Below are 15,824 nucleotides of genomic sequence, written 5' to 3'. Positions count from 1 at the left end.
AGGAGAACTGTATGGCTACACGAAGAAAGCGACAAACAAATATATTACATGACCAGACAAGCGGCACTGTAACCATAAGTCATGGAAGCTCATCCAAGCCTCAAAACACTGGCTTTTTTGGAGGCGGCTTTACTAATACTGGAGCCTCTAGCAGTAAACGCAGAAGAAGGCGTTTACGGGCGCGAGCACAACAGCAAGCAGCGCAGGCTCAAGCCTATGCTGAAGCTCAAGCGCAGGCAGAGCGTCGGGCTGCAGAAGATGCAGCGGCTCAAGCAAGAGCCCAGGCAGAAGCCTCAGAACGAGCACGTATTGAAGCGCAGGTACGCGCACAGGCTGAAAAAGATCAGGCACATCGACAGGCTCTTGAAGCGCTGACAAATGTCTTTCCATCTTTACAATCTGGATTGGCACAAAACTATTCTCAGGCCTCTGCAGCGCTGCCGAATGCTATTCAAGAAGAAATAGCGTCGGGGCTTGATCTGAATGTCGTTCACTCGGACGAACAGCAACTACGCGACCTGATACTTCAGGAAAAGGCCAGGATAAATTATTTAATTGAGTCCAAAGGCTCGTTACTGGAAGAGCGTCGCGCTCAGGCTCTGAGTCTCACCGGTCAAGAGCTTGACCATGCTACACAAAAAGACCACCTGAACTATCTGGTGTACTACAGCCAGGGTGATCCTCCACGTGTGCAGCAGGCCCATGAAGCGTGGGTAAACGCTTTATCTCAAACCTACGAAGCAAAGCTTCTTGCCGAGTCGGTCACGCTGCTCAATGAACAATCAGCAGCGCTTTCCATGCGCCATGCTGAACTGTCGCTGGCCAATAAACCGGCGAGTCAGGAAGCACGACAGGCCGCTGGCATCGACAAGTTGTGGTCAGTTATTGCCCCCGCGTCAACCACCACCGCAGCACCAGGCATCAGAACCGTTGCGACCAACATCGCGAAGGATCAACTCATCAGGATTGCGACCAGAACATTGGGCAGCAATCTGGTTACGTTGCTGGCGATGTATCCACAACCGTTGGGCGACGCAGAACTGCCGCCCGCCGTTATCGCCACACCTCTGTCGCAGCTCAACCTGCCGCCGCATATCGATCTGCACTACCTTGCCAGCGTCAAAGGCACGCTGGATGTACCTCATCGACTGACATCCGATGAAGCTGGCACAAGCGCTACACGCTGGGTAGCTACGGACGGTGTGAAAGTTGGTACCAAGGTTCGCGTAAGAACTTTCACCTATAACGCACAGAACAATTCCTACGAGTTTATCCGTGACGGGGAATCGACACCGGCACTGATATGGACGCCAATAGCACGACCGGCGGACAGCTCGACAAGCTCACCTGCGGGACCGCCCGCTTTGCCGGTAGATCCAGGCAACGTGGTGACACCTTTTGTACCCGAGCTTGAAGCTTACCCGGCGATTGATCGAGATGATCCTGATGATTACATTCTCATATCGCCGATTGATTCAGGGCTGCCGAATAGCTACCTGCTGTTCAAGGACCCGAGGTCGATTCCAGGGGTTGCGAGTGGGTACGGTGAGCGCATAACAAACACTTGGTTAGACGCTAGGACTCGGGCTGAGGGGGCTCCAATTCCTTCGCAAGTTGCAGATCAATTGCGTGGGGTACGCTTCAGCAATTTCGGCCGTCAGAGAGAAGCCATCTGGAAAGCTGTGGCGAATGACTCAGAAATCAGTCAACAGTTTAGTCAGCGGAACCTGCAATTAATGAAGGCCGGTAACGCACCACATCCAAAATTAGAAGATCAGGTAGGACGGCGTACGAAATTCGAGATTCATCACAAGGAAGAAATTGCAAACGGCGGGGCGGTGTATGACGTAGACAATTTAGTCATCATGACACCAAAACAACATATAGAGCATCATAGGAACCGTTCACAATGATTATGAAAGAAAAAATTGAAGATTACACTGAAGAAGAGTTTCTTGATTTTTTGAGGGAGTTCTCTCCTGAGCGCAACAAGCTTGAAGGGAAAGAATATGGGGCATATGTCGACGTATTGTTGCAGCATTTCATTAAAGTGACCGAACACCCCGCACAGTCGGACGTAATATTTTATCCTGAGGAAGGCCAAGAGGACAGCCCCGAAGGAGTTCTGAAAGTAATCAAAGAATGGCGAGCAAAAAATGTCAAGCCAGGATTCAAAAGTTAAACACTTAACGCACGCTCATATTAACCAATATAAAAAGGAAATCGTCTATGGAAGAACTACATCATCACCTGCAACAATTAAGTGGCGATCTACAAGCCGAGATTGCAGCTTACGTCGGCGACTGGAGCGGGATGAACCATATAGAAATAGCCGACAAACACATTCATGCCGCAAACCATCTGATCAGCAGTAAACGAGCACATCTGCAGCCGGGATATATCGAGCTTGCCAATACGCCTAAGGAAAAAATACGAGTTGCGCCCGGGAACGGCGGCCTTGCGGATTTGGTAGCCGAAGCGAGATCTTTCTTAGACAGCATTCTTGGTTTGGAGAACTTCAAGCGCAGCATCGAAGACCTATTTGCCAGGCTATTAGAACTTGATCGCCAACACGCTGAGCGCCTTGCCCTGGAAGCCCGAGCCGAAGAAGCCGCGCGCGCGCGAGCCGAGGCGGAAGAGGCGGCTCGCCGACTCGCGGAAGAGCAGGCTGCGCAGCAGCGAGCCATAGAGGCAGCATTCCAGCTTGCACAGCGTCAGGTTGAAGAAGCCGAGCACGCATTGGCCCTACGCAACGCCGAGGAAGCTCGCGCTAAAGAGGCCGAATCCAACCGAGCGATAGAGATGACGTTCGGGCCTGAGGCGTCGCGAGAAATCGATAATGCGATCAAGGTGCTGAGAGGCACTATCGAAATCGCGATCACCGACTTCTCGAATACGATCAGCGCTCACGGAGCGCTCGACATGAGTCAGCTTGAAGCGATTCAAAATATGAGCGCTGTTCACTGATCATTTCGCTGAAGGTGCCGGGTCAAGTCAGCACTGCTTTGACACCGGCACCACACGATAGATCTGACATTCTCCGGCAAATAATCCACCTACCTGAAGGTCGGATCATTTGGTAACTGACGACGATATCCGGTTCAGACCTCCAGACTGAAACTCACTCAAAAGCAGGAGGATTACCTGAACTGTGGGAGCGAGCTTGCTCGCGAAGGCGTATTCACAGGGCAACAAACATTTTCGTTGCCATGCTCGCTCATGCTTCTCTGGAGACTCCGCGTCCAATCTTGAATGTGGCTCATGGAGCGAATGGTGACGCGGAGCCTTACGAAAGGCGTTCCCGCTGACGCGTGCGAAACGAGAGATATCCGTCGGCTGTACCGGCCTCTTCGTGAGCAAGCTCACTCCCACAAGTAAGCGGCGCTCACGATGTCCGTAATCAATACCGCTCAACCCTTACAACGCCTTCCTCACATTCTCCGGCAAATAATCAACATACCTGCGCATCGGATTTTTTTGGCATTGAGCGACGATGCCCGGCGTCGCCTCCAGCAGCTCAAGAACCAGGGCCTCACGCTCGTCCAGGGTGAGAAAATGCTCTATGATCGGACTGCTCGACAGGTACAGTTCTGTGCGCATCAGCGCATCCGGCTTGACGTCCTTGCGCCATTTGCGTCCCTCGAACATTTCTGTATTCAACTGCCAGCACAACACCTGCTTCAGCTCGACATTGGATGCCAGCGGCGGGTTGGTATGTGGCCGCCCCGTGAAATTGAACGTGACCGTAACTGCTTCGCCCTCGGGATGAGAAACAGACGGCTGCCAGGGTTCGAAGACCCACTGTTCGACAGCACTTCGGGTCAGGCTGATGAGCCTCGGATCGGGCGCGCCCAGCACTTCGAGGAAGCGCACGCCTCCATCGGCCTGAATGAAAACCCTGATGCTGACACTGCGTTTTACGGAGGAACGAAGCATCGATGTCGGATAGCCCGGCTCAGGCATGTGCAAGGGCACCGGATACGACGGCAACGCCTGTGCTCCCGCCGCCGAAAGCAACCCCGTAAGCATCATGCAACCCAGCACGCAGCTCATTCGCTGCCTTCCGCTTGCTCGGCCAACCCCACCATCAACGTCTTGATCGGCGTCGGCAGATAGTCGCCGTACAGACGATCGGGATTGCTTCGGCAATTGCTGACCATCATCGGTATCGCGGCGCCCAGTTGCTCAAGCAGGACCTGGCGTTGGGGCTCGCTGCGCAGGTGGGCAACATGGCTGCCGAACAGCGCCTGCCCGGTGTACCAGAACACGTCGACCTTACTCAGTGGTTCCTTGGGATAGTCCTGGCGGGCGGATTTCACTTCGTGGTTCAGGTAGCCGCAGCGGATGTTGCCCAGGCCCACGGTCACTTCGGTGTTGAAGCGCCGATAGCCGTGGGAACCGAAAATGACGGGCACGGTGATCGTGGTCATGGGCGGCGCGCCGACTGTTCCGACCCAGGGTTTATAGCGCCATTGGCGGAGTGCCTGCTCCACCGCTGAGGCGAGCTGCGGATGCCCGCTCTCGATCGCCCTGGCTTCACGAACCTGCCCGTCGGATTTGATCCACAGCTGGGCGCGGACCTTGCCTGCATAGCGGGTCTTGACCAGCTCTGGTGGAAAAACCGGTGTCGGCGTGTATATCGGCACTAGAAATGGCTCTGCAGCGCCGACGGGAGGGGCCAGTGCTGCGGCAATCATGAACGCGGTGATTCTCATTGTTGTAGGGGCTCATCGTCGTGGTGCACCTCCAGGGCGCAGGGATGACGATGGTATGAACCTGCCGACACATCAGTCAGCACACGACTTCCGATACGCCTGTAGGACCCATCCCAAATCCTTGAAACACCTGTAAACATTTACGCAATGTTCGTAAAACAACAGCTGATTGCCTGCATTTCCTACAAAGAATCAGCCCGAAGGCACTGCTTTTTTCTGTAATGAAAATGTAATATTCGCATTCGCAAAAACAACAATAATCAGGAGCTTCTCCATGTTTGGGTTTTTCCGCCCTGCCAGGCATCAGGCACCCCTTCCCGAAGAAAAGGTCGACAGCACCTATCGCCGTCTGCGCTGGCAGATCTTCGCAGGCATCTTTATCGGCTATGCGGGTTACTACCTGCTGCGCAAGAATTTCTCGCTGGCGATGCCGTATCTGATAGACGAAGGCTATACGCGTGGCCAGCTGGGCGTGGCGATGTCTGCCATTGCGATTGCCTACGGCTTGTCGAAATTCCTCATGGGCATCGTTTCGGATCGCTCCAACCCGCGTTACTTCCTGCCGTTCGGCCTGCTGGTGTCGGCCGGGATCATGTTCATCTTCGGCTTCGCGCCGTGGGCGACGTCCAGTGTCACGATCATGTTCGTGCTGCTGTTCATCAATGGCTGGGCGCAGGGCATGGGCTGGCCGCCGAGCGGGCGGACGATGGTCCACTGGTGGTCGCAGAAAGAGCGCGGCGGTGTGGTGTCGGTGTGGAACGTGGCGCACAACGTCGGCGGCGGCCTGATCGGCCCGCTTTTCCTGCTCGGCATGGGCTGGACCAACGACTGGCATGCGGCGTTCTACGTGCCGGCGGCGGTTGCGTTGCTGGTGGCGGTGTTCGCCTTCGCGACCATGCGTGACACCCCGCAATCGGTCGGCCTACCACCGATCGAGCACTACAAGAACGATTATCCGGAAGGCTACGATGCCAGCCACGAAGAAGAATTCAGCGCCCGGGAAATCTTCGTCAAGTATGTGCTGCGTAACAAATTCCTGTGGTACATCGCCATGGCCAACGTGTTCGTTTACCTGCTGCGCTACGGCGTACTGGACTGGGCACCGACCTATCTCAAGGAAGCCAAGCACTTCACGGTCGACAAGACCTCATGGGCTTACTTTCTGTACGAGTGGGCGGGCATTCCGGGCACGCTGCTGTGCGGCTGGATGTCGGACAAGATCTTCAAGGGCAATCGCGGCCTGACCGGCATGGTGTTCATGTTTCTGGTGACCATCGCCACGCTGGTGTACTGGCTCAACCCTGAAGGCAATCCGACCGTCGACATGATCGCCCTGGTGTCCATCGGCTTCCTGATCTACGGCCCGGTGATGCTGATCGGTCTGCAGGCGCTGGAACTGGCACCGAAGAAGGCAGCAGGCACGGCCGCCGGCTTTACCGGGCTGTTCGGCTATCTGGGCGGGTCGGTCGCGGCCAGCGCGGCGATGGGCTACACGGTTGACCACTTTGGCTGGGATGGTGGGTTCGTGCTGTTGATCGGCGCGTGCATTCTGGCGATGGTGTTCCTCGCACCGACGCTGCGGCACAAACAGGTCGCCAGCACATCCCGCGACATCAAAGGCTGATCAGGCAGTCTCCGACTTGCAGCGCTTGAGCCGCGCCTCCAGATTCAGGTCTGGCATGGCGTGGCTACGCAGCGCCTTGGCGGTCTGCTCCACGTACTCGCGGGTGGTCCCGTAGCGCCCTCTGGCGCTGGCGAGTACCTGGCTCAGCACGCTGTCCGGCAGGTTGCCTGCGTAGCTGGGCAGATGCCGCTCGAGTACGAAACCCAGGGCCTGCACCTTGCGGCCATCTTCAAGGCGGCAATTGAGCCAGTGCGGGCGATACGAGGGGTACGGCATCTCGCGCTCCCACAAGGCCAGCAGCGATTTTTCCAGGCATTCATCCGGCAGACGATAGGCGAAGCCGGTGCATGAACCGCCACGGTCCAGACCGAATACCAGCCCCGGTACTTCCGGCGTGCCACGGTGTTCGTGCGACCAGAGGTAAAGCCCGCGGTGATAACCGTGCACTCGGGCGCGCTGGCTCTCCACGGCGGTGCACTCGGGACGCCAGATCAGTGAGCCGTAGGCGAACAGCCAGACCGGGCCGCCCTTGTGACGACGCATGGTGGTGTTCATCGATGCGAGCAGTTGCTCGCGGGTAAGCTGTGGGCCCATATCGATAACGGGCGGATACGTCAGGCCAAGGCCGTCATGCACCGCAGCGGCCAACTCGTTGATTGGATTCTCCATTTGCCTCCCTGACAGTCTGACTGTCAGTTTTTACCGAGCCCCGCCGACTCGCTCGTGGTTGAGCGGCATCAGGGTGTCGTGGTTCGGTTGTTGCCACAGGCCAACGGCCTGCCTCTACTAAAAGTTGCCTGGCTACGACCATGCATCGCCATCGGTTGTAATCAGTTAAAGCAATTTACACTCCACTCCTGCAGCCGTCAGTCCGGCATCATGCACGCGGTGCATAAGCGAACACGTCTGCACGCATCTGATGAGCGTCCATTCCGGCGTCGACCAGGGCGTCCAGGGTTCCGTAGATCATCGCTGGCGAGCCGCTGGCGTAGACGTGAACAGCTGACAGGTCCTTGATGTCCTCGCAAACCGCCTCGTGCAGCAGACCGCAACGTCCCTCCCAGCCGCACAGGTCGCTGACGACCTTGTGCAGGAACAGGTTCGGCAGTTTCGCCCACTCGTCCCAATGGCTGACCTGGTAGAATTCCTCGGGGCGACGCACGCCCCAGTACAGGTGCACGGGATGACTGAAGCCTGTGGACCGACAGTGTTCCAACAAACTGTTCATTTGCGCCATGCCCGTACCGGCCGCGATCAGCACCAGCGGCCCGTCTGGCAGCTCGGCGAGGTGGGTGTCGCCAAAGGGCAGCTCGACCCGCGCCATGCGATTACGCTGCAGTTGCTCGATCAGGCTGCGCGCACTGTCTTCACGAGCCAGCACGTGCAGCTCCAGGTCGCGACCGCTGTGCGGCGCCGATGCGATGGAAAACGCCGACTTCTCGCCGTTCTCGCGCTCGATCATCAGGTACTGTCCGGCGTGATAACGCGGCGGCTTGCCGGCCGGGGCACGCAGGCCGACCCGCCAGACATCGCCCCCCACCTCGACGCATTCGCTCAGCTGGCAGGCAAAACTGCGCACCGGCAGTTCACCCTTGGCCAGCACGCCATCCCAGAGCACCACGCAGTCAGTCAGCGGCTCGGCCACACAGGTATGAATTTCGCCGTGATCGAGCGTCTGCCCCGACTGCATTACCTGGCCCTCGACCAGCAGGGCCGAGCAGACATGGCAGTTGCCATTGCGACAGCTCTGCGGGCACTCGTAACCCAGGCGCTGTGCCGCATCGAGTATCCGCTCGCCCGGCAGGGTTTCCAGCACCGCACCTGATGGCTGCAAGGTTACGCGCATCAGTCTATTCCCAACTGAGTCCAGATTTCGTCCACCCGGCGTGTGGTGGCTTCGTCCTTGACGATCGCCCTGCCCCACTCGCGGCTGGTCTCACCTGGCCATTTGTTCGTGGCATCCAACCCCATTTTCGATCCCAGGCCGGACACCGGCGAGGCGAAATCGAGGTAATCGATGGGCGTATTGTCGATCATGACCGTGTCGCGCTTGGGGTCCATGCGCGTGGTGATGGCCCAGATCACGTCGTTCCAGTCCCGCGCATTGATATCGTCGTCGGTGACGATCACGAACTTGGTGTACATGAACTGGCGCAAGAACGACCAGACACCCAGCATCACGCGCTTGGCATGGCCGGGATACTGTTTCTTGATGGTCACCACCGCCATGCGGTACGAGCAACCCTCGGGCGGCAGGTAGAAATCGACGATTTCCGGAAACTGCTTTTGCAGAATCGGCACGAACACTTCGTTCAGCGCGACGCCCAGAATCGCCGGCTCATCAGGCGGACGACCGGTGTAGGTGCTGTGGTATATCGGCTTGATACGGTGCGTGATGCGCTCGACGGTCAGCACCGGAAAGCTGTCGACTTCGTTGTAATAGCCGGTGTGGTCGCCGTAAGGCCCCTCGTCGGCCATCTCGCCCGGATGAATCACGCCTTCGAGCACGATTTCGGCGCTGGCCGGGACTTGCAGATTGCTGCCACGGCACTTGATCAGTTCGGTGCGCGAGCCACGCAGCAGACCGGCAAAGGCATATTCGGAGAGGCTGTCCGGTACCGGCGTCACGGCACCGAGAATGGTCGCCGGGTCCGCGCCCAGTGCGACGGCCACCGGATAAGGCTCGCCGGGATGCTTGGCGCACCAGTCGCGGAAGTCCAGCGCACCACCGCGATGGCTGAGCCAGCGCATGATGATCTTGTTGCGACCGATGACCTGCTGGCGATAAATGCCGAGATTCTGGCGCTCCTTGTTCGGGCCTTTGGTGACCGTCAGGCCCCAGGTGATCAGCGGCGCGACATCGCCCGGCCAGCACGTCTGTACGGGCAGCATGCCGAGGTCGACGTCATCGCCTTCGATGACGACCTCCTGGCAGGGCGCATCCTTGACGACCTTCGGCGCCATAGCGATGACCTTGCGGAAGATCGGCAGCTTGGACCACGCGTCCTTCAAGCCCTTGGGTGGCTCGGGCTCTTTGAGAAACGCCAGCAGCTTGCCGATTTCACGCAGTTCACTGACCGCTTCGGCACCCATGCCCATGGCGACACGCTCTGGCGTGCCGAACAGGTTGCCCAGCACCGGGATATCAAAACCGACCGGTTTTTCGAACAGCAGCGCCGGGCCCTTGGCACGCAAGGTACGGTCACAGATTTCAGTCATTTCCAGCACAGGCGAGATCGGCATCTGGATGCGTTTCAACTCTCCGCGCTGCTCAAGCTGCTGCACGAAATCCCTAAGATCTTTGAATTTCATTAACCCGGCCATTTATCCAATAGACGCACATCGTACCTGCTCCAGCCCGTCAAGACAGCTAATCGGCGGCATGCAGGCAAAAAAAATGGTGCCCCGAAGGACACCATTTTTTGTTTCAGCCTGCCCGTTACTTGCGTTTCATGGACAGGAAGAACTCGTCGTTGGTCTTGGTCTGCTTGAGCTTGTCGATGAGGAACTCGATAGCCGCGACTTCGTCCATCGGGTGCAGGAGCTTGCGCAGGATCCACATGCGCTGCAGCTCGTCATCAGCGGTCAACAGCTCTTCACGGCGTGTGCCGGAGCGGTTGATGTTGATGGCCGGGAACACGCGCTTCTCTGCGATCTTGCGATCCAGAGGCAGCTCCATGTTGCCGGTACCCTTGAACTCTTCGTAGATCACTTCATCCATCTTCGAACCGGTTTCAACCAGTGCGGTGGCGATGATGGTCAACGAGCCGCCTTCTTCGATGTTACGCGCAGCACCGAAGAAACGCTTTGGCTTCTCGAGTGCATGAGCATCGACACCACCGGTCAATACCTTGCCGGAGCTCGGGATGACGGTGTTGTAGGCACGTGCCAGACGGGTGATGGAGTCGAGCAGGATAACGACGTCCTTCTTGTGCTCGACCAGGCGCTTGGCCTTCTCGATCACCATTTCGGCAACCTGTACGTGACGGGTTGGCGGTTCGTCGAACGTCGAGGCGACCACTTCGCCGCGCACGGTGCGCTGCATCTCGGTCACTTCTTCCGGGCGCTCGTCGATCAGCAGAACGATCAGATGCACTTCCGGGTTGTTACGCGTGATGTTCGACGCGATGTTCTGCAGCATGATGGTCTTGCCCGCCTTCGGCGGAGCAACGATCAGACCACGCTGACCTTTACCGATCGGTGCGCACAGATCGATCACACGACCGGTCAGGTCTTCGGTGGAACCGTTACCGGCTTCCATCTTCATGCGGATCGTCGGGAACAACGGCGTCAGGTTTTCGAACAGAATCTTGTTCTTGGCGTTTTCCGGACGGTCGTAGTTGATCGTGTCGACCTTGAGCAGAGCGAAATAACGCTCGCCTTCCTTGGGTGGACGGATCTTGCCAACGATGGTGTCGCCGGTACGCAGGTTGAAGCGGCGGATCTGGCTGGGGGAGACATAGATGTCATCCGGGCCGGCCAGGTAGGAAGCGTCTGCAGAGCGCAGGAAACCGAAGCCGTCCTGGAGAATCTCCAGCACGCCATCACCGGATATTTCCTCGCCACTTTTGGCGTGCCGTTTGAGCAGGGAGAAAATGACGTCCTGCTTGCGCGAACGGGCCATATTCTCGATGCCAGCCTGTTCGGCCATTTCGAGCAATTCGGTAATCGGCTTTTGCTTGAGTTCAGTCAGGTTCATATGGGGAATGACGTAATCATGTATGGAGGGGGAAATTAAGCTTTTGGCTTAATGAGGCCGCGCCGCAGAGAAGGCGACAGGATCGCGTACTAAATCGAAAGGAGAGCGTCGGCGACGGCTAGCAGGGGGCAACGGAGAAACCGTTGCGGGGCCGAATGTACCACCTGATTTTCCAGGCGTCTAGTACGACACCCGAAAAAAACCCCGCGATTTGCGGGGCTTTGAAACGCTTCAGATGTTGGCGTCGAGGAACGCAGCCAGCTGCGACTTCGAGAGGGCACCGACTTTGGTCGCTTCAACGTTGCCATTCTTGAACAGCATCAACGTAGGAATACCACGGACACCGTGCTTGGCAGGAGTGTCCTGATTTTCATCGATGTTCAGCTTGGCAACCGTCAGCTTGCCTTTATAGGTGCTGGCGATTTCGTCCAGAACCGGGGCGATCATTTTGCAAGGGCCACACCACTCAGCCCAGTAATCAACAAGTACAGCACCATCAGCCTTGAGTACGTCGGCTTCAAAGCTGGCGTCGGTGACGTGTTTGATCAGGTCGTTGCTCATGGAAGTCTCCGAGGTCATAGGCTAAAAACGACGCTCATCATAGCGGGCCTCAGGTGATTCAGGAAGCGAAGGTTCATTGAGTCTGACTATGATGGCTCATGACTGGAGTTATGGCAGGCGTTCAGTTGGCGGGCGACACGAACACGATGCCGGTGCGCAGTGCCGCGCCACGAATATGGTCCTGCATGGCCTTTTGCGCAGGCCCTGACGCATGTCGGGCCAGCGCACGAAGGATCTTGCGATGCTCCTGCCAGGTCTCCATGACCCTGGCCGCGCGGATGAACGGCATCTTCTGGCTTTCCAGAAAGATGTCGGCCCCGGCAGTCACGATCCCCAGCATCGCCTGATTGCCGCTGGCGACCAGAATGTGCCGATGAAACTCGAAGTCCAGCCGCGCCGCAGCCTCGAAGTCACCGGCACGCAATTCCAGGCGCATGGCTTCGACGTTGTCCTCCAGTACATCGCGCTCGTCGGCGGTCAGGGTCACGGCGGCCATGCCTGCTGCGAAACCTTCCAGTGCATAGCGCAGCTGAAAGGTGTCGGCGGGGGAAACCTGAGCTTCATAAGGCCAGGAAAAACCACTCGTGCGCTGTTCTGGTTCAGAAATCGACTGCACGAAGACGCCTTTGCCGGGCTGGACACTGACCACTCCGAGTGCGCTGAGCGATGACAGGGCTTCACGCAAAGACGCCCGACTGACCCCCAGCAAAACCGCCAGATCGCGTTGCGACGGCAGGCTTTCGCCGGGCTTGTACCCTTGCTCGGCGATCAATTTGCGAATGGCCCGGAGGGCTGATTCGGGTACTGCGAGTGAAGTGTGCGGCATCACTGTTCAGGCCAGTCAGTCCAGTAAAAATCCCTTTTATCCCCATCTCGAACATTCGGCAAGCGACGCCCAGCACTGGGGCGGCAAGGCTTTAAAGCGCGCCAAAGCAGGGCGCGAAGCCGCTCGACTGGTCTGACCAGTAAGACCATAAACGTGCTGCAAACCCTGATTCATGGCAGTTCACGAGCGGATGGCATGCGCTGTGCACTGGAGACAGGCCAACACCTTTCGTTTCGCCCGGAGACTTCATATGACCAAGCGTTACAGCGCCCTGCTTACTGCACTGTTTGCCAGTCTGATGCTGAGCCAGACACCCGCCCACGCCAACGGCCTGGACGACGTTGTAGCGCGCGGCACCCTCAAGGTGGCCGTTCCGCAGGACTTCCCGCCATTCGGCTCGGTAGGCCCGGACATGAAACCGCGCGGCCTGGACATCGATACTGCGCAGCTGCTGGCCGACAAGCTGAAGGTCAAGCTGGAGCTGACCCCGGTCAACAGCACCAACCGCATTCCGTTCCTGACCACCGGCAAGGTCGACCTGGTGATTTCCAGCCTGGGCAAGAACCCGGACCGCGAGAAAGTCATCGACTTCTCGCGCGCTTATGCGCCGTTCTACCTGGCGGTATTCGGGCCACCTGATTCGCCGGTCAAGGACATCGCTGACCTGAAAGGCAAGACCATCAGCGTCACCCGTGGCGCCATCGAAGACATCGAGCTGTCGAAAGTGGCTCCGGAAGGCGCGGTCATCAAGCGCTTCGAAGACAACAACTCGACCATCGCAGCCTATCTGGCCGGCCAGACCGACCTGATCGCCAGCGGCAACGTGGTGATGGTCGCGATCAGCGAGCGCAACCCCAAGCGCATCCCGGCGCTGAAAGTGAAACTCAAGGATTCGCCGGTCTACGTCGGCGTGAACAAGGGTCAGCCGGAACTGCTGGGCAAGGTCGATGAGATTCTGAATGCCGCCAAGGCTGACGGCTCGCTGGAAAAAGCTTCCCAGACCTGGCTGAAGCAACCGCTGCCTGCTGATCTCTGATCTCTGCTTTCCGGTAACAGGATTCACCAATGGCTTATCACTTCGACTTTACACCGGTCCTGCAGAGCATCGATCTGCTGTTGCGCGGGGCTTTGTTCACGCTGGAACTGACGGCCATTGGCACGCTGCTGGGCGTCAGTCTCGGTATTGTCGGTGCCGTCGTGAGGGCCTGGAAGATTCAGCCTTTTGCGACGATCTTTGCCATCTATGTCGAGCTGATCCGCAATACACCGTTTCTGGTCCAGCTGTTCTTCATTTTCTTCGGTCTGCCGTCGCTGGGCGTGCAGATCACGGAATGGCAGGCAGCGGTGCTGGCGATGGTCATCAACCTGGGTGCCTACTCGACCGAGATCGTGCGGGCGGGTATCCAGGCGATTCCCAAGGGTCAGCTTGAAGCGTCGGCTGCGCTGGCGATGAACCGTTATGAAGCCTTTCGCCACGTGGTACTGGTTCCGGCGCTGGGCAAGGTCTGGCCGGCACTGAGCAGCCAGATCATCATCGTCATGCTGGGCTCGTCAGTCTGCTCGCAGATTGCCACTGAAGAACTGAGCTTCTATGCCAACTTCATTCAGTCACGCAACTTCCGCTCGTTCGAAACCTACATTGTGACCACGCTGATCTACCTGGCCATGGCACTGCTGATCCGGCAGTTGCTGGCCTGGATCGGGCGGCGCTACATCTCGAGGAACCGCTGATGGATTTCACCCTCTGGGACATCGTGCGCAATCTGCTGATCGGCCTGCAATGGACCTTGGCCTTGTCGCTGGTGGCCTTCATCGGCGGCGGGCTGATCGGCTTGCTGATCATGGGCATGCGCACCTCGGAAAAATCCGGCCCGCGCGTGACCGCGAAGCTCTATATAGAACTGTTTCAGGGCACACCGCTGTTGATGCAGTTGTTTCTGGTGTTCTTCGGTGTCGCTCTGATGGGCATGAACATTTCGCCCTGGGCTGCGGCGGCACTGGCCTTGACGCTATTTACCAGCGCCTACCTCGCGGAGATCTGGCGTGGCTGCGTCGAATCGATCTCCAAGGGCCAGTGGGAAGCATCCGCGAGCCTGGCGCTGACCCCGTTCGAGCAGATGCGCTATGTGATTCTGCCGCAGGCGTTGCGCATCGCGGTCGCGCCGACGGTCGGCTTTTCCGTGCAGGTGGTCAAAGGCACTGCGGTGACGTCGATCATCGGTTTCACCGAGCTGACCAAGACCGGCAGCATGCTGGCCAACGCCACGTTCGAACCTTTCATGGTCTATGGCTTCGTTGCCTTGGGCTACTTCATCCTGTGCTACCCCTTGTCGCTGTGCGCGCGCCATCTGGAAAGGAGACTGCATGCCTCTGCTTAGAATTTCCGCCCTGCATAAATACTATGGCGATCATCACGTGCTCAAAGGCATCGATCTGTCGGTCGAAGAAGGCCAGGTCGTGGCGATCATCGGTCGCAGCGGCTCGGGCAAAAGCACCCTGTTGCGCACGCTCAACGGCCTGGAGTCGATCAACGATGGTGTGATCGAGGTCGATGGCGAATACCTGGATGCCGCACGCGCCGACCTGCGCACGCTGCGCCAGAAGGTCGGCATGGTGTTCCAGCAGTTCAACCTGTTCCCGCACCTGAGCGTGGGCGAGAACGTCATGCTTGCGCCGCAGGTCGTGCAGAAAGTACCGAAGGCCGAGGCCGCCAAACTGGCGAGGAAGATGCTCGAACGCGTCGGGCTGGGCGAGAAATTCGACGCCTTCCCGGATCGCCTGTCCGGTGGTCAGCAGCAACGCGTGGCGATTGCCCGCGCGCTGGCGATGTCGCCCAAGGTCTTGCTGTGCGACGAAATCACCTCGGCGCTGGACCCGGAGCTGGTCAACGAAGTACTCAGCGTGGTGCGTCAGCTGGCAGCCGATGGCATGACCCTGATCATGGTCACCCACGAAATGCGCTTCGCGCGTGAAGTGGGCGACAAGCTGGTGTTCATGCACCAGGGCAAGGTGCATGAAGTGGGCGATCCGAAAGTACTCTTCGCCAACCCGAAAACCCCGGAACTGGCGAACTTCATCGGCACAGTGGAGCACGCCTGACGCTGAACGCAGAGCGTCCGGAACAGCATGTCCACGCGAAGCGATCAGCGTTATACACAAACCCCGAAGAGCCTGGAAAAGGGCTGAAGCGGCAGTGTCTGGCTGGACAGAAATCTTGGTGGGAGTGAGCTTGCTCACGAAGACTTTGGTCCAAACACTATATCTCCGGTGGCTTCACCGGCCTCTTCGCGAGCAAGCTCGCTCCCACGAAGACTTGTGTGTAACGCTGAGCGCGGAGCATGTTGCGGGCACTTATCGTTCCTCACGCTCCGTGTGGAAATGCATTTCGTGACGCTCCGC

The 15,824-nt window shown here is 58.1% G+C and carries 16 protein-coding genes; 8 read left to right on the top strand and 8 right to left on the bottom strand.

Annotation, left to right across the window (positions count from 1 at the left end; genetic code table 11):
- Nucleotides 1-11 precede the first annotated feature (11 nt).
- The 3 genes from GE543_RS21900 to GE543_RS21890 are packed head-to-tail and all read left to right on the top strand — an operon-like array spanning nucleotide 12 to nucleotide 2,967.
- Complete coding sequence (locus GE543_RS21900) at nucleotides 12-1,913, top strand: S-type pyocin domain-containing protein (RefSeq protein ID WP_153222362.1); 1,902 nt, start codon at nucleotides 12-14, stop codon at nucleotides 1,911-1,913.
- Nucleotides 1,910-2,182: a bacteriocin immunity protein gene (locus tag GE543_RS21895; protein WP_153222361.1), complete on the top strand. Its 273-nt coding sequence runs from the start codon at nucleotides 1,910-1,912 to the stop codon at nucleotides 2,180-2,182. The genes GE543_RS21900 and GE543_RS21895 overlap by 4 nt, the downstream gene beginning before the upstream one ends.
- 47 nt (nucleotides 2,183-2,229) lie before the next feature.
- A complete protein-coding gene (locus GE543_RS21890; protein WP_153222360.1) occupies nucleotides 2,230-2,967 on the top strand; it encodes a hypothetical protein in 738 nt (245 codons plus the stop codon).
- Between the two features lie 450 nt (nucleotides 2,968-3,417).
- Here the strand turns inward: GE543_RS21890 and GE543_RS21885 are convergent, their stop codons facing one another.
- Nucleotides 3,418-4,053: an energy transducer TonB gene (locus GE543_RS21885; RefSeq protein ID WP_153222359.1), complete on the bottom strand. Its 636-nt coding sequence runs from the start codon at nucleotides 4,051-4,053 to the stop codon at nucleotides 3,418-3,420.
- Entirely contained in the window at nucleotides 4,050-4,715 is a 666-nt protein-coding gene (locus GE543_RS21880) for an energy transducer TonB (RefSeq protein WP_371927226.1), read from the bottom strand. Before GE543_RS21880 ends, GE543_RS21885 begins: the two co-directional genes overlap by 4 nt.
- Nucleotides 4,716-4,989: 274 nt before the next feature.
- Here GE543_RS21880 and glpT point away from each other — a divergent pair, with 274 nt between their 5' ends.
- Complete coding sequence (glpT, locus tag GE543_RS21875) at nucleotides 4,990-6,339, top strand: glycerol-3-phosphate transporter (RefSeq protein WP_003317341.1); 1,350 nt, start codon at nucleotides 4,990-4,992, stop codon at nucleotides 6,337-6,339.
- Here the strand turns inward: glpT and GE543_RS21870 are convergent, their stop codons facing one another.
- From GE543_RS21870 to GE543_RS21845, 6 genes are all read right to left on the bottom strand, one after another.
- Nucleotides 6,340-7,008, bottom strand: coding sequence for a gamma-glutamylcyclotransferase (locus tag GE543_RS21870; RefSeq protein WP_003317342.1), 669 nt, complete (start codon nucleotides 7,006-7,008; stop codon nucleotides 6,340-6,342).
- A 208-nt stretch (nucleotides 7,009-7,216) separates the two neighbouring features.
- Nucleotides 7,217-8,185: a CDP-6-deoxy-delta-3,4-glucoseen reductase gene (locus GE543_RS21865; RefSeq protein WP_153222358.1), complete on the bottom strand. Its 969-nt coding sequence runs from the start codon at nucleotides 8,183-8,185 to the stop codon at nucleotides 7,217-7,219.
- The gene (ubiD, locus tag GE543_RS21860; protein WP_003403254.1) at nucleotides 8,185-9,651 is read right to left on the bottom strand and encodes a 4-hydroxy-3-polyprenylbenzoate decarboxylase; all 1,467 of its coding nucleotides are present in this window, start codon (nucleotides 9,649-9,651) and stop codon (nucleotides 8,185-8,187) included. Before ubiD ends, GE543_RS21865 begins: the two co-directional genes overlap by 1 nt.
- Before the next feature lie 127 nt (nucleotides 9,652-9,778).
- Nucleotides 9,779-11,038, bottom strand: a complete 1,260-nt coding sequence (gene rho / locus GE543_RS21855; protein ID WP_002551560.1) for a transcription termination factor Rho — start codon at nucleotides 11,036-11,038, stop codon at nucleotides 9,779-9,781.
- A gap of 231 nt (nucleotides 11,039-11,269) precedes the next feature.
- Nucleotides 11,270-11,599, bottom strand: a complete 330-nt coding sequence (gene trxA / locus GE543_RS21850; RefSeq protein WP_004409079.1) for a thioredoxin TrxA — start codon at nucleotides 11,597-11,599, stop codon at nucleotides 11,270-11,272.
- A 121-nt stretch (nucleotides 11,600-11,720) separates the two neighbouring features.
- Nucleotides 11,721-12,425, bottom strand: a complete 705-nt coding sequence (locus GE543_RS21845) for a FadR/GntR family transcriptional regulator (RefSeq protein ID WP_004409077.1) — start codon at nucleotides 12,423-12,425, stop codon at nucleotides 11,721-11,723.
- A gap of 250 nt (nucleotides 12,426-12,675) precedes the next feature.
- Between GE543_RS21845 and GE543_RS21840 the strand changes: the two genes are divergently transcribed.
- From GE543_RS21840 to GE543_RS21825, 4 genes are read left to right on the top strand one after another with little or no spacing between them, the layout of a single operon-like run.
- On the top strand, nucleotides 12,676-13,461 hold the full coding sequence (locus GE543_RS21840) for a transporter substrate-binding domain-containing protein (protein WP_003317349.1): 786 nt from the start codon (nucleotides 12,676-12,678) through the stop codon (nucleotides 13,459-13,461).
- A gap of 29 nt (nucleotides 13,462-13,490) precedes the next feature.
- A complete protein-coding gene (locus GE543_RS21835; protein WP_003414114.1) occupies nucleotides 13,491-14,156 on the top strand; it encodes an amino acid ABC transporter permease in 666 nt (221 codons plus the stop codon).
- Nucleotides 14,153-14,803, top strand: a complete 651-nt coding sequence (locus GE543_RS21830) for an amino acid ABC transporter permease (protein WP_032697623.1) — start codon at nucleotides 14,153-14,155, stop codon at nucleotides 14,801-14,803. The genes GE543_RS21835 and GE543_RS21830 overlap by 4 nt, the downstream gene beginning before the upstream one ends.
- Complete coding sequence (locus tag GE543_RS21825; protein WP_003317352.1) at nucleotides 14,790-15,524, top strand: amino acid ABC transporter ATP-binding protein; 735 nt, start codon at nucleotides 14,790-14,792, stop codon at nucleotides 15,522-15,524. The genes GE543_RS21830 and GE543_RS21825 overlap by 14 nt, the downstream gene beginning before the upstream one ends.
- Nucleotides 15,525-15,824 lie beyond the last annotated feature (300 nt).

This window comes from Pseudomonas sp. SZ57 (genome assembly GCF_009495975.1).
Taxonomy (GTDB): domain Bacteria; phylum Pseudomonadota; class Gammaproteobacteria; order Pseudomonadales; family Pseudomonadaceae; genus Aquipseudomonas; species Aquipseudomonas syringae.
Note: the sequence above shows the minus strand (reverse complement) of the source record. Positions and strands in the feature narration are given on the sequence as shown.

What these genes read in the sequence shown, in the direction of transcription:
- GE543_RS21825 (WP_003317352.1), top strand. Translation starts at nt 14,790, where the DNA reads ATGCCTCTGCTTAGAATTTCCGCCCTGCATAAATACTATGGCGATCAT.
- GE543_RS21900 (WP_153222362.1), top strand. Translation starts at nt 12, where the DNA reads ATGGCTACACGAAGAAAGCGACAAACAAATATATTACATGACCAGACA.
- rho (WP_002551560.1), bottom strand. Translation starts at nt 11,038, where the DNA reads ATGAACCTGACTGAACTCAAGCAAAAGCCGATTACCGAATTGCTCGAA.
- GE543_RS21870 (WP_003317342.1), bottom strand. Translation starts at nt 7,008, where the DNA reads ATGGAGAATCCAATCAACGAGTTGGCCGCTGCGGTGCATGACGGCCTT.
- GE543_RS21845 (WP_004409077.1), bottom strand. Translation starts at nt 12,425, where the DNA reads ATGCCGCACACTTCACTCGCAGTACCCGAATCAGCCCTCCGGGCCATT.
- glpT (WP_003317341.1), top strand. Translation starts at nt 4,990, where the DNA reads ATGTTTGGGTTTTTCCGCCCTGCCAGGCATCAGGCACCCCTTCCCGAA.
- trxA (WP_004409079.1), bottom strand. Translation starts at nt 11,599, where the DNA reads ATGAGCAACGACCTGATCAAACACGTCACCGACGCCAGCTTTGAAGCC.
- GE543_RS21835 (WP_003414114.1), top strand. Translation starts at nt 13,491, where the DNA reads ATGGCTTATCACTTCGACTTTACACCGGTCCTGCAGAGCATCGATCTG.
- GE543_RS21890 (WP_153222360.1), top strand. Translation starts at nt 2,230, where the DNA reads ATGGAAGAACTACATCATCACCTGCAACAATTAAGTGGCGATCTACAA.
- GE543_RS21885 (WP_153222359.1), bottom strand. Translation starts at nt 4,053, where the DNA reads ATGAGCTGCGTGCTGGGTTGCATGATGCTTACGGGGTTGCTTTCGGCG.
- GE543_RS21895 (WP_153222361.1), top strand. Translation starts at nt 1,910, where the DNA reads ATGATTATGAAAGAAAAAATTGAAGATTACACTGAAGAAGAGTTTCTT.
- GE543_RS21840 (WP_003317349.1), top strand. Translation starts at nt 12,676, where the DNA reads ATGACCAAGCGTTACAGCGCCCTGCTTACTGCACTGTTTGCCAGTCTG.
- GE543_RS21880 (WP_371927226.1), bottom strand. Translation starts at nt 4,715, where the DNA reads ATGAGAATCACCGCGTTCATGATTGCCGCAGCACTGGCCCCTCCCGTC.
- ubiD (WP_003403254.1), bottom strand. Translation starts at nt 9,651, where the DNA reads ATGAAATTCAAAGATCTTAGGGATTTCGTGCAGCAGCTTGAGCAGCGC.
- GE543_RS21865 (WP_153222358.1), bottom strand. Translation starts at nt 8,185, where the DNA reads ATGCGCGTAACCTTGCAGCCATCAGGTGCGGTGCTGGAAACCCTGCCG.